Genomic DNA, 10,972 nt, shown 5'->3' on the forward strand with positions numbered 1-10,972 from the left:
TGTGCCAGTTTTGGTGGCGGCTCAGGCCGGCATGCCCCTGCCGGCCTGCCAGCGATTCGACCACCGCGCGACGGCCGTCGCGGCCATCGGCGCAGCGATGAACGGCCCTTCGCCGAAGCTGCAGCCCCACCCGTGCAGCAGGTTCCACTCCTGCGTGGATCCAATGCCGGTGGCGACGGCGCGCACCTTGAGCCGGTGGGCCGCTTCCAGCGCCACGGCCAGCCCCGCCCGCGCCGATTCGTCGCAGTCCGCACCGGCCACGAACGCGGACCGGATGCGCAGCTCGGTGAATGGCGCCAGCGACAGCCGGTCCACCTCCATCGCGCCCTTGCCGAAGTCGTCGACCGCCAGCCCGAAGCCCAGCAGGCGCAGGCGTGCCAGGTTCTCCAGCACCTTGGCCAGGTCGGGCCCGGCCAGCACCGACTCGTCGACGTGCAGCACCATCGAGCGCGGGTCCACGCCTTCGCCCTGCGCGATGTGCTGGATGCGGGGCGCGAGCTTGACGTCGGTCAGCGACGCGAAGGCCAGCGCAATGGACACCAGCGGTGCTGCGCCCTCGCGCTGCCAGCGGCGGCACTGCGCCGTGGCGTGCTGCAGCTGCAGCCAGGCGAAGTCGTCGCCCAGGCCGCGCGCCTGCAGCGACGGCATGAACCGCTCGGGCAGCAGCACGCCCTGGGTCGGGTGGCGCCAGCGCGGCACCGAGCACATGCTCCTGAGTGCGCCGGTGGCCAGGCTCACCTGGGGCTCGAACCAGCACTCGAACTCGTCGCCGGTCCAGGCATGGGTCAGTTCCTGGAACGAAAACAGGCTTTCCGCCGGCTTCTGTGCCATCTTCAAGCGGTGCTGGTCGACCAGGGGGATCAGCTTGGCGGCGGTCACCGGCTTGGCGGCGACGCCCAGCAGGCGGGCCTGGTAGGCCAGCGCCATGTTGGCCACGGTGGCCAGCAGCTCCGGTTCGATCGCGCTCATCACGATCAGCGAGGACGGGTCGCCCCGCTCGCTCCAGTGGCGAATGAACTCCATTCCATCCATGCCCGGCATGTTGACGTCGCAGATCACGATGTCGACCGGATGCTCGCCGTCGGTGATCAGCCGCAGCGCCGCCTGGCCGTCCTCGGCGCCGTGGACGGCTGCCGCGCCCATGGACGTCAGCAGCTGGGAGACGCAGCGGCGCTGGAATTCGTGGTCTTCCACCACCAGGAAACTGAGGTCCCGGCAGGCCATCGGGTCGAGGGCAAGATCAGTCACGGTGGCTTGGGCGGATTCCCGGCGTCGGGAGCGGTGCAGCATTGATGTCGCCATCAGAGCATGGGAAACAGCTTGAAACAATGTCCATCGCCGCCGTCGCCTTAAGAGAGTCGGAAGCATCCCCGGGGATTGACCGTGTAACCCAAGAGCATTCACTCGCCCGGCGCAAGGTGGCGGATACTGTGGGCAAGCCCCGCATGTGCGGCACATAGTCAGGTCACCGATGCAGCCCTCCTCCTCCCCCACCCATGCGACCCGGATCGTCCTGGCGGACGACCACGACCTGGTCCGCTCCGGCATCAAGGCGTTGCTGACGCAGATCTCCGGCGTCACGGTGATCGCGGAAGCCAGGGACGGCCACGAGCTGCTGGCCGCAGTCGAGCGCCTGCAGCCGGACATCGTCATGACCGACATCAGCATGCCCGGCATGGACGGCCTGAGCGCGGTGGCGAAACTGCATGCGCAATTCCCGAAGCTGCGGCTGGTCATCCTGTCCACCCACGACTCGGTGGACCTGATCAAGCGTGCAGTGGCCAACGGGGCGTGCGGCTACCTCACCAAGGATGCGTCGCCGGCGGAACTCGAACAGGCGGTGCGCAACGTGATGGCCAACGGCAGCTACTTCAGCAGCGCGATCGCCAGCCGCCTGCTGCAGCCGTCGGAGCCGACCGTCGACGAGGAACTGACCGCGCGGCAGATCGAGATCCTGTGCCTGCTGGCGCAGGGCCTGGCGTCCAAGGAGATCGCCTTCAAGCTCGGCCTGTCCTCCAAGACCGTGGACGTCCACCGCAGCCGCATGATGGAGCGGCTGGGGCTGCACGACGTCTCCAGCCTCACGCGCTATGCCATCCGCAAAAAGCTGATCCAGGCGTGACGCGGGGACGGCTGGCGTCAGACGGCGGCGCCGCCAAACCCGTGGAGATTCCTCGCCCGAAGATGGCGTTCGATGGTCCCCTGTTCGTGGCGGGAGAGGACGTCGAACAGGTTCTGGTAGGTCCAGAAATGGCTCTCGGGGGAGATCCGCTTCCATTCCTCCTCGATCATGAGCAGGCGCGTGTTGGCCGTGTCGACGAACGCCCGGCTGCGCGCGTCCACGCGGATGAAGTGGAAGGAAATGATCAGGGGCGGAACCGCGACCAGGACCAGCGCCGTCAGCGACACCATCGAGGCGGCGCCCAGTGCGTCCTTCGCCAGCAATGCGAAGAACGCCAGGAACGCCGTCTGGATCGTCAGGAAGTGCGCGAAGCGCTTCTGCTTCAGGTCCTCGTAGAACTTCAGCAGGTCGTTGTTGGCCTTCCATTCCTCGAACAGTCGCATTTCGGTGCCCATGGCTGCTCCTTTTCGACGCGTTCGCCACTGTCACATCAACGCCGGCCAAAGTAAATGCGCAGCCTAAATGCGCAGCAGCCGCTTCGACTGCGGCGAGGGCTTGCGAATGCCGAGGAAAGCGTCGAGGCCGAAGGCAGCACGCCAAGCTGTTTCCCGGCCGCAAAAGGAAAAGCCCGCTTGTGGCGGGCCTTCTCGATGTGATGGCGGAGTGGACGGGACTCGAACCCGCGACCCCCGGCGTGACAGGCCGGTGCACGAACCCAACACTGGCGCGGCTTCCGGGCACTTCCAATATTCCAAAGAGGCAGCCTATCCGGCTCTTTTTCCGAAGCGGCGACCAAGGCTTATTCCAAAGTCAGGGGACCCGAATCGGCGTTGCTTGGCGGTCTGGCTGCCTATGCCGTGCCACGCGAAGCAGTTCTAGGACACCGACCTACGCTGCACTCCGGAATGTCTCTGCCCTGTAGCGATCGGGCGGCAACGAACAACTCCCTAACTGCTCGTCTTCTGTGTATCAGACTGGCCTGGGCTGTCTGGACACGTTTTCACTGAAACGGCAGAAGTGAATCGACAGCTTGAAAATGAACAGGTAAAAGCCTGTCGTAGCCAACGTGGCGAGCTTCCTGTTTGACCTTTCCGGGCCGGTCAGCTTCGCAGCAGGGAACGAATACAGATCGTCGAGGTAAGCCAAGTGATCCGTGCTCAGTTGAGCGCCCGCCGGAAGAAAAAAGATGTTGTGGACGCGCTGCTCCTTAATGGCATCGATGCGGCCCGTTATTGCATCTGGGGCGAACCCGGCCGCAATAAGGACCTCCCTGTAGCGGTCCAGTTCGACCAATGGAGCAACCACCACCTTTGCAGGCATTGCACGATCATTTGAAGGATCTATCGAGCAGCTGTTGGACAGAATGATGCCCGTGACTCTTGCGAGTTCTCCAGTCTCGGAGTGGCGAATGGGGAGCGATGTCCACGCATCCCCCTGCAAGACCTCATCTTCCAATCCGGACAAGTAGTAGCTGATTTGGCGCGGCCACTCAGCCAGCTCCTTCAGGAGTCCCTCCCGTTCCTCTCTCGTCAGGTAATAGGGCAGGTAGTCCGTCAGCGTCTCGGCATCAACCGGCAATTCTTTCCTATGACCGACTGTAGAGGTTCCAGAGGTTGTCAATGAGGACTTGTTCGAATTCGCGCCCGAGCGGCTCTTGCGCGGCCTGAAGGCGACTGAACACCTGGCCAACACCGTCTTCAAATGCGAGCGCAGGTTTTTCCAGGTCATATGTCACCGTCACCGAAGGAGGCGTTTCTTGGGACTGCAGAGGGGTTGTGACTCGCGTGGCCGCGGGCACATGCACAGGCACAGCAGCATGGGCAGGTGCGCCGGCAATCATGCTGATACCCACCAGCAAGTTGCTCATTGTTTGTGACTGACGGTTGATTGAATAGGTGCTAATCATAGGTTGGCTCCAGATAATCAATCGTGGCTGGCTTGAGGCATTCGAAGAACATCGCCTTATTTGCGGTGTGCAGCTTCTTTAGCCTGCCTTCAACCCCGTTCATGTACTGCGTCAGAGGCATTCTTCCCTCCACAATGCTATCGATGGCCACGAGCAGGCCTTCACGCACGTCCCCCGTATGCATTTTCGCGTGCGCTGGTGCTCCAAGGTCAATGATGTGGAACATATCATCCTGTTCGATACGAACTTTCAGCTGGAACTGTTCCTTCTTCAGCGCGTGGCGGCCGACTTGCACTGAAAGCTCCACGCGATCGATGTTCGCCCCCAGGTTCTGGCCTTCTATCATGTCGACGTACTTCATCGAATATCGGGTGATCGCCGTAACGATCCTCGAATCCCGTAGATGGCCCAGCGCCTGCACAATTGCCTCGTTGAACTTCCCCCAGCCGGGATAAGGAAGAGTACAAGAGATCGCTAGGGAGCGTTCCCCGACCATGATGTAGAAACCATTCCAAAATATTCGAACGAGCGGCTGCACGGACAGCTGCAAATCCTGATCGCGTAACGACTTCGGCAACTCGTTTATCGGTAGCCGCTCAATGCGCTTCTCACCTGGGAGCGCAACATGGAGCAGCCCGGGGAGAATGTCCGACGCGTCAATAGTCGATTCAAAACGGACTTCGAAGACCGCCTCGATCAGCGGTTCCTTGCCTAACCGCGTAGGTAGCTTCATGAGATCACCGAGTTATTAATAAATCGTAGCATAGGCCCCCCTAAACCCGGGCCCGGGATTTTCATCTGATTCGGGGGTGCGAGCGTGCAAATAACACGGCTACGGCGCCCTTCTGATACTGTATGCTTATCCAGTGCAAAATCAATCCATCGCGACGAAGATTGAGGCCGGAGTGCTCTACGTGCAGTTTGACGGCGGCCACTGGATCTCATTGGCGGCCTCCGTGCAGGAAGTCCTTAAGGTCGAAGACCGCGGCGGAAAGCCGCGCGCCGGCGCCGTGACCTACCTCACCGCTTGGGGCATCCAGAAGACCGAAGAATTCACGCTACGCACGCCGAAGCGGCTAGGCTGACAGTCACGCAGCTTTTGGTTCGCCGACGGCGACCAGGTCCTCCGGCGGACACTGCCGCATGAATTCCATGCTCCGCTCGACCGGCGCATCCAGCCAGGCGTCGAAGTCATCCTCGCGCAGCAGCACGATCATCCGCTTCTCATCGTCGGGACGGTGGTAATTGCACATCACCGGGTGGTCCGTGGCATTGATCGTCAGCATGGTGACCAACTCCACAGCCCAGCGATGCCGAGAGGCCGACCGTCGGATTTTGCCGTAGGGCTCGGCTACGATGATCGGATGGCAATGACCCTGGCCAACGCCCACCTGACGGAACTGGCCGCGATCCTGCGGGCGGTGGAATACCGCCTGGTGACCAGTGACGGGCAGATGCTGGCCGAGGCGGCGCCCGGTGAGGTGCTGAGCGACGCCAACGCCGTCACCCTGGACCTGGGCCCCGAGCTGGCGCTGCTCGCGCGTGCGCGCGAGATCCTGAAGCCGGAGGACGACGCCGCCAAGGAGAAGGCCGCCGTGCACCGCGGGATCGCCAAGGGCTGAAACGCGGCGAGTAGACTGCCGCGCATGATCCCCACCAGTCCAGGCAACTACCACTACAGCGACCCGATCGGCGGTCCGGCCCAGGCGGTCCTGGTCTGCGACGTCGACGGCGAGCTCATCGCCGTCTTTCCGAGCCTGGATGGCGACGAGGCAGGCGAGGTGCCGGTGGCCGACATGGCAGGCGACTTCGAGCGGATGCCATGAGCACGTTCAAGGTGGCGAACGATCAGCAGGCGGTCATCGGTAGTGACTCAGTTTGAATGTAAGGGCAGTGAGGGCAATCCATGTGGGGCTTTTCAATCGCGGCGCTTGAGGCCATATTCGTTTGGGCAACCGCCACCGCCGCCATCGCTGGCGCGCTTGCTGTCGGGGCTGCTTTTGTCGCTGGAATGGTTGGATACCAGGTGTCCGACCTCGTATCGAAAGAGGCGGATAGAAAGATCGCCGAAGCAAATGCGCGGGCTGAGGAGGCAAAAGAAGGCGCCGCAAAAGCCAATGCAGAGGCCGCCAAAGCGAATGAACGAATTGCCGAAATGAATCGAATGCGCCGCGTCGACAAGAAACAGGCGGAAACGCTCAAGCCACTGCTACAAAGCGCTCCATTCCAACAAGACGCTACCCCACCACTCACTCTCAGAGTCTCTTGCGTCTCTGACGTTGAGGCGCAGATATATGCACTTGAACTACAGAACCTTTTCCAGTCCTGTGGAGTAGACATATACCCGACTGATGGCGGGTTGCCGCGCGGGATCATGCAGTCTGGCCCCGAACCGCATGGACTCGAACTGCTTGTCCGCAGCGTCGACAATCCGGTTGCCGAGTTTGTGCTCTTTGAACGTGCAATGCTCTCCGCAGGGATGACCTGCACTGTCAATGCCGATCCAAGCTTGCGTGAACGGGAAGCTGTCTTGGCCGTCCTGAAGAAGCCATAAAGGGACGCGTTAGGTCATCGCGCAGCTGCAAGAGTGCTCACGCGCGGAAGCCGGCGAGAAATTCTGCGTCGCGCTCCGCGTTTTCTCAAATGACGACACGTCCGAGGACATGGTTGTCGGCGGCGACACCGAGGGAAGAGCGTGCCCAGGTGCTTGCGGACCTTGCACGCTAAGGTAATCGAAGCTGGACTGAGTACTTGACGATCGCTGCGCCCAATGCTGCCTGAGGGATTAGCTCACCCCCTGCCAAGCCAGGCCGGGATCTACGATCAAGTCCGGAATGCTGGTAACGAGGCCTGGCGTCAAGCGCGACAACCGTGCATTCCCCTAGGAACCACAACCTCTTGTATTGCGAATACTGGATAAATTATCATCCCCAGAACGACAAAGAGCTGGAGCGTCAACTCCAGCCCTTTGCGCCCAAACCGTCACGGCCCGGGGAGGGAAGGTCAGCTACGCCAACCTACACACATGTGAAGCATAGCTCGATTTTTTAACAAAGGTCGGTTTTCGTATGGCCTTAGGCCGGATCGGAGCTTCACGATGGCAAATCTCTCCCAGTCCCAGTTGCAATTCACCTACGGCTGGCGTGCGGGCGGCGGTGACAACGCCCACCTCACCGGACACCCTGACCGCGACCTCTTGAACAGGCATGAGGGATACGAGGTACTGCACTATCTCAACACCCACTTGAGATCCGATATGGATGCGCTGAAGGCAGAACGGATGTTGCAGTACCTCCCCAGCAACCTGCGCAGTTTCCAGCACATTACCCAGTGGCTCAACGCCAACTGGGTTCAATACGCCTAATCTTCGCAGTAAAAAAACCCCCGCGACCTTCCCGCCGCGGGGGTTTGGAGTATCCGGGCGCCCCTGATTAAAACGCCCGGGAGGAGACAACTGCGAAGTTGTCGAGCGCAATCAGCAGCGCGTGTGCACCGGCCAGTCCGGCAGCGGGATCACCTGGCCGGCCAGGGCGTGGGTGGAATCGCTGCGGAATTCCAGCACCCCGCGCGTGAGGTAGTAGCGGCAGCGCGTCTCGGGCACCGTCGCCGACTCGATGTTCATGTCGGGCCCGAAGCTGGGCGCGAACCAATTGCCGTTGAAGTAGAACTTGCAGCCGCGGTGTTCCGGGTCGTCGTCGGCGAATTCGTTGAACTGGTGCGGCTTGTCGCAGGCCGGGCACCAGTGCGCGTAGACGCCCGGCTTGACCAGGCGCAGCTTGTTGCTCAGCGTGATCACTTGCGCGGCCCCACGATCGTGATGTACCTCAGCGCGGTGTCGAGGCGGAGGGCGACGGCATCGATGGCGCCGTCATCATCTCGTCCCATCGCTTGATATTCCGCGACACACGATCCGAGGACCGCTCGCGCGCGGATGGCGTCGTCGCGCTGCTTGACAAACTCGCCGGGACAGGCGGCGGCCGTGGGCAATCCACCACTTCGGGCGGCGGCGTCGAGCGCGGCAAGGTGGCCGGACAGCCCGCCAGCAGCAGCAGAGGAGCGAGCAGCAGCAGCCTGGGCCAGGCTCGCGGTTTTTTCGGCATTGCGTCTTGCTTCACGTTCGGTCTCCATGGCCTGGGCGGCCTGTTCACGTTCTTCCGCTCTCGCGGCCTTGGTCGCGCTGGCAGCTGCTGCAGCGCGGGCGATGGTGTCCTTGTTCCACAGCTGCTGGACACGGGCGGCGCCGGCGGTGTCGCCCTCGGCGTACACGCCGCCGCGCCAGTGCTCGTACACCTTGACGGTGATGAACAGCACGCCGGCGATCAGGGCGAAGATCAGCACGGCGCGGATGATTTTTTCGGTGAGGCTCACACCAGTCCCCTGTACTTCGGCGTCCGCACCAGCACCACGTCGACCACGTGGTGCCGGTTGATGTCGCAGGCGCTGCGGCCGCCGTACAGCGCCTCGCGGCTCTTCAGGCAGTGCAGCTCCACGTGGCCGAACCACCGGGCCGGATCGCAGCCTGGCGCCGCCTTGCAGGCCCGGCGCTCGTCCTGGACGCCGGCGTTGCCGCCGTTGTATCCAGCATCGGCAAACTGCAGCGCCGCCGGCGCCGGCACGCCCAGGCGGTGGAAGTAGGTGAAGTTGTCGCGCCCCATCAGCACCACGGCGCGCAGCTGCAGGTCCGGGCGCCGGTAGACGTTTTCCCAGCTCCAGTCGCCCAGGGCCGGGTGGCGGCCGCGCAGATCCTCCAGGGCGTCGAAGCGCAGGCTGCCGTCCTTGCGCCAGGTGCGTGTGATCTGGCCCAGGCCGGCGCCCTCTTCCCGCGCCGATTTCAGGCGGCTGGCCGGGTTCCAGCAGCTGGCGCGCTTGAGGGTGATGCAGCTCTCGTGCTCGATCAGTGCCGCCAGCATCGCCGGATCCGGGTGGTCGGGCCACTGGGCCCTGCGCTCGCTGGCCAGCACCGGCAGCAAGGCCTGCGCGTTGGGCGGGATGTACGTGCGCACGTCCTGGGCGCGCACCTGGCCGGCGAACAGCATCAGCACCGCCGTCAGGAAGACCATGATGGCCAGCATCGCCAGCCCGGCGCCGGTCGGCTCCTCCACCGCCTTGCGGAGCATCTTGCGCAGATCCGCCTCGGGGTAGTCGAAGTAGGCCTTGCGCACCAGGTGCGTCAACGCGACCGCGATGAAGGCGGTCACCACGCGCAGCACCCAGATCTCGGTGGCGCGGCCGCCGTCCGGGTCGGTGAAGAACAGCCAGGCCAGCACCAGCGCCGGCAGCAGCCACAGCACCCAGCTGCGCCGGCGCAGCAGCTTGGGCATCTTGTCGTCGGTCATCGCGGTTTCCTTTCGGGGGTGGTGACGGGTCAGAGGGCGTCGGCGCCGCGGCCGCAGGAGCTGGCGCGCGCCCTGGCGGTCACCTCGCGCACCAGCGCGGCGATGGCCCGCTCGTTGGCCACGTAGCAGCCGCCCGGGGCGGTGCACTGGATGACGGCGCCTTGCGGGATCAGGGAAAGCTGCGGCGCCGGCGCCTCCGGCACGGCAGGCGCGGCGCTGAAGGCGGTGGCCAGGATCAAGGCGAGTTTCATTGCAGGAGCTCCAGCACTTTGGTGGTGATGCGGCCGTCGATCGCGTCCGCGGTGGCCTGGTCGGGGTGGATACGGTCCACCAGCGCCCACGGCAGGTCGCGGATCAGCACGATCGGCGTCGACGTGTCGGTGGCCACCTGGTGGTTGATGGCGTTGAAGATGTCGGCCTGCACCTTCCACTGGTCGTGGTTGATCACCTCCACCAGCAGCGGCGCGACGCCGGCGTCGCGGGTGAGCCGCACCATCTCGCGCAGCTGCTGCCCGAACAGGTCTGGCGCGGTGCCCAGGATCGCGTCGGAGCCGCCCCAGCGCAGCACGGCTACCCGCGCCGGCGTGATGCGCACGCGCGTCGCATACGGGTCGCCTGGCATGGTGTCGGAGCCTTCCAGGGCGTCGACGATGCGCGCGCCCGGCTGGCTGTTGTCGATCGCCAGGAAGCGGTCGGCCGCCAGCTCATTGATGCGGCGCACCGTGGGCACCGCCAGCCGGCCGGGCGGCACGGCGATGTGGCTGCTGGTGAGGCTGTCGCCCTCCAGGTTGACCAGCGGCAGCTCCTGCGCCGCGCTCGCGCCGCCGCCCCCGCAGCTGGCCAGCAGCGCGGCCGATAGGGTGAAGACGGCGCGGCGCTTCACTTCATTCCCTTCCAGGACCCGTAGGCCGCGAAGCCGATCAGCACGATGATCAGCGCCCGCTTGCATGACGCGATCACGCCTCTGCCGATGTCGGTGTAGAAGCGCTTGGTGACAGCCTCCTGGAAGCGCTCGACGATCGCGTTGACGTCGGCATCGGTCAGAGTCCGCTCTGCATCGTCTTCGCGACGTGGCATGCCCTGGCGGCGGTCGTCATCCATTTCGCGCTCCCACTGGTCCAGCACCAGGCTGCGGCGAACGGCGCGGCGAACCGCGTCGCTGGGGTGTTCTTTCGGATCCATGCACGGTCGGGCCTTTCATTCGGTCGGAAGGTCGTTCGGGCTGACTTGCCAGGCGTTGGGCATGCCGATGGCCAGCGCCACCGCCTCGCTGCAGAACGGGCGGCGGCTGTCGCCGACGCGGAACGGCAGCAGCCAGGTGAGCAGGCCCATCACGCCGTAAGGCTCGCCCTTGTGGTCCTCGAACCACTTCACGGCTGTTTCGAGGTCGCGGTCGATGGTGCGCAGGTCCCAGTGGCCGTTGCCGAAGTCGATGGCCTTGCGCCGCACGCCGCCATCGAGCCAGCTGCTGCTCCACCCCCAGCCGTCGGCGTCGATCAGCTCCACGTGCGAATACGGCCCGCGCGTGCGCCAGCAGATCAGGCGATGCGCGACCTGCCGGAGTCGGGTCGGCGCCGGGCCGCGGTAGAGCGCAAGGCGCACCATTGC

The 10,972-nt window shown here is 64.1% G+C and carries 19 protein-coding genes; 6 read left to right on the forward strand and 13 right to left on the reverse strand.

What is annotated here, in order from left to right; all coding sequences use genetic code 11:
• Window positions 1-21: 21 nt before the first annotated feature.
• Window positions 22-1,248: an EAL domain-containing response regulator gene (locus ACFPOE_RS11240; protein WP_376850171.1), complete on the reverse strand. Its 1,227-nt coding sequence runs from the start codon at window positions 1,246-1,248 to the stop codon at window positions 22-24.
• A gap of 223 nt (window positions 1,249-1,471) precedes the next feature.
• Between ACFPOE_RS11240 and ACFPOE_RS11245 the strand changes: the two genes are divergently transcribed.
• On the forward strand, window positions 1,472-2,122 hold the full coding sequence (locus ACFPOE_RS11245) for a response regulator transcription factor (protein ID WP_376850172.1): 651 nt from the start codon (window positions 1,472-1,474) through the stop codon (window positions 2,120-2,122).
• Between the two features lie 17 nt (window positions 2,123-2,139).
• On the opposite strand, the gene ACFPOE_RS11250 is transcribed toward ACFPOE_RS11245, so the two are convergent.
• The 4 genes from ACFPOE_RS11250 to ACFPOE_RS11265 form a co-directional block, all read right to left on the reverse strand.
• Entirely contained in the window at window positions 2,140-2,577 is a 438-nt protein-coding gene (locus ACFPOE_RS11250; protein ID WP_376850173.1) for a RipA family octameric membrane protein, read from the reverse strand.
• 514 nt (window positions 2,578-3,091) lie between these two features.
• Window positions 3,092-3,700 carry a GrpB family protein gene (locus ACFPOE_RS11255; protein ID WP_376850174.1) on the reverse strand — a complete coding sequence of 203 codons (609 nt, stop codon included), beginning with the start codon at window positions 3,698-3,700 and terminating at the stop codon, window positions 3,092-3,094.
• Between the two features lie 7 nt (window positions 3,701-3,707).
• The gene (locus ACFPOE_RS11260) at window positions 3,708-4,028 is read right to left on the reverse strand and encodes a hypothetical protein (RefSeq protein WP_376850175.1); all 321 of its coding nucleotides are present in this window, start codon (window positions 4,026-4,028) and stop codon (window positions 3,708-3,710) included.
• Window positions 4,021-4,761: a TIGR04255 family protein gene (locus tag ACFPOE_RS11265; protein ID WP_376850176.1), complete on the reverse strand. Its 741-nt coding sequence runs from the start codon at window positions 4,759-4,761 to the stop codon at window positions 4,021-4,023. The genes ACFPOE_RS11260 and ACFPOE_RS11265 overlap by 8 nt, the downstream gene beginning before the upstream one ends.
• A 133-nt stretch (window positions 4,762-4,894) precedes the next feature.
• Between ACFPOE_RS11265 and ACFPOE_RS11270 the strand changes: the two genes are divergently transcribed.
• A complete protein-coding gene (locus tag ACFPOE_RS11270; protein ID WP_376850177.1) occupies window positions 4,895-5,113 on the forward strand; it encodes a hypothetical protein in 219 nt (72 codons plus the stop codon).
• 3 nt (window positions 5,114-5,116) lie between these two features.
• Here the strand turns inward: ACFPOE_RS11270 and ACFPOE_RS11275 are convergent, their stop codons facing one another.
• A complete protein-coding gene (locus tag ACFPOE_RS11275) occupies window positions 5,117-5,314 on the reverse strand; it encodes an SOS response-associated peptidase family protein (protein WP_376850178.1) in 198 nt (65 codons plus the stop codon).
• 78 nt (window positions 5,315-5,392) lie between these two features.
• Here ACFPOE_RS11275 and ACFPOE_RS11280 point away from each other — a divergent pair, with 78 nt between their 5' ends.
• The 4 genes from ACFPOE_RS11280 (at window position 5,393) to ACFPOE_RS11295 (ending at window position 7,392) form a co-directional block, all read left to right on the forward strand.
• Window positions 5,393-5,650: a hypothetical protein gene (locus ACFPOE_RS11280; RefSeq protein WP_376850179.1), complete on the forward strand. Its 258-nt coding sequence runs from the start codon at window positions 5,393-5,395 to the stop codon at window positions 5,648-5,650.
• Window positions 5,651-5,674: 24 nt separating this feature from the next.
• Complete coding sequence (locus ACFPOE_RS11285) at window positions 5,675-5,854, forward strand: hypothetical protein (RefSeq protein ID WP_376850180.1); 180 nt, start codon at window positions 5,675-5,677, stop codon at window positions 5,852-5,854.
• An 80-nt stretch (window positions 5,855-5,934) separates the two neighbouring features.
• Complete coding sequence (locus tag ACFPOE_RS11290) at window positions 5,935-6,582, forward strand: hypothetical protein (protein WP_376850181.1); 648 nt, start codon at window positions 5,935-5,937, stop codon at window positions 6,580-6,582.
• 543 nt (window positions 6,583-7,125) lie between these two features.
• Window positions 7,126-7,392, forward strand: a complete 267-nt coding sequence (locus tag ACFPOE_RS11295) for a hypothetical protein (protein WP_376850182.1) — start codon at window positions 7,126-7,128, stop codon at window positions 7,390-7,392.
• Between the two features lie 111 nt (window positions 7,393-7,503).
• Here ACFPOE_RS11295 and ACFPOE_RS11300 read toward each other — a convergent pair whose 3' ends face one another.
• From ACFPOE_RS11300 to ACFPOE_RS11330, 7 genes are read right to left on the reverse strand one after another with little or no spacing between them, the layout of a single operon-like run.
• Window positions 7,504-7,824: a hypothetical protein gene (locus tag ACFPOE_RS11300; RefSeq protein ID WP_376850183.1), complete on the reverse strand. Its 321-nt coding sequence runs from the start codon at window positions 7,822-7,824 to the stop codon at window positions 7,504-7,506.
• Window positions 7,821-8,396, reverse strand: coding sequence for a hypothetical protein (locus ACFPOE_RS11305; protein WP_376850184.1), 576 nt, complete (start codon window positions 8,394-8,396; stop codon window positions 7,821-7,823). Before ACFPOE_RS11305 ends, ACFPOE_RS11300 begins: the two co-directional genes overlap by 4 nt.
• Complete coding sequence (locus ACFPOE_RS11310) at window positions 8,393-9,364, reverse strand: lysozyme family protein (RefSeq protein ID WP_376850185.1); 972 nt, start codon at window positions 9,362-9,364, stop codon at window positions 8,393-8,395. Before ACFPOE_RS11310 ends, ACFPOE_RS11305 begins: the two co-directional genes overlap by 4 nt.
• 29 nt (window positions 9,365-9,393) lie before the next feature.
• Window positions 9,394-9,615, reverse strand: a complete 222-nt coding sequence (locus ACFPOE_RS11315; RefSeq protein ID WP_376850186.1) for a hypothetical protein — start codon at window positions 9,613-9,615, stop codon at window positions 9,394-9,396.
• Window positions 9,612-10,247, reverse strand: a complete 636-nt coding sequence (locus ACFPOE_RS11320) for an SGNH/GDSL hydrolase family protein (RefSeq protein ID WP_376850187.1) — start codon at window positions 10,245-10,247, stop codon at window positions 9,612-9,614. The genes ACFPOE_RS11315 and ACFPOE_RS11320 overlap by 4 nt, the downstream gene beginning before the upstream one ends.
• Window positions 10,244-10,546 carry a hypothetical protein gene (locus tag ACFPOE_RS11325; RefSeq protein ID WP_376850188.1) on the reverse strand — a complete coding sequence of 101 codons (303 nt, stop codon included), beginning with the start codon at window positions 10,544-10,546 and terminating at the stop codon, window positions 10,244-10,246. The genes ACFPOE_RS11320 and ACFPOE_RS11325 overlap by 4 nt, the downstream gene beginning before the upstream one ends.
• Before the next feature lie 15 nt (window positions 10,547-10,561).
• Window positions 10,562-10,969, reverse strand: coding sequence for a hypothetical protein (locus tag ACFPOE_RS11330; protein ID WP_376850189.1), 408 nt, complete (start codon window positions 10,967-10,969; stop codon window positions 10,562-10,564).
• Between the last annotated feature and the right edge of the window lie 3 nt (window positions 10,970-10,972).

Source organism: Caenimonas terrae, assembly GCF_042655405.1.
Lineage (GTDB): Bacteria > Pseudomonadota > Gammaproteobacteria > Burkholderiales > Burkholderiaceae_C > Ramlibacter > Ramlibacter terrae_A.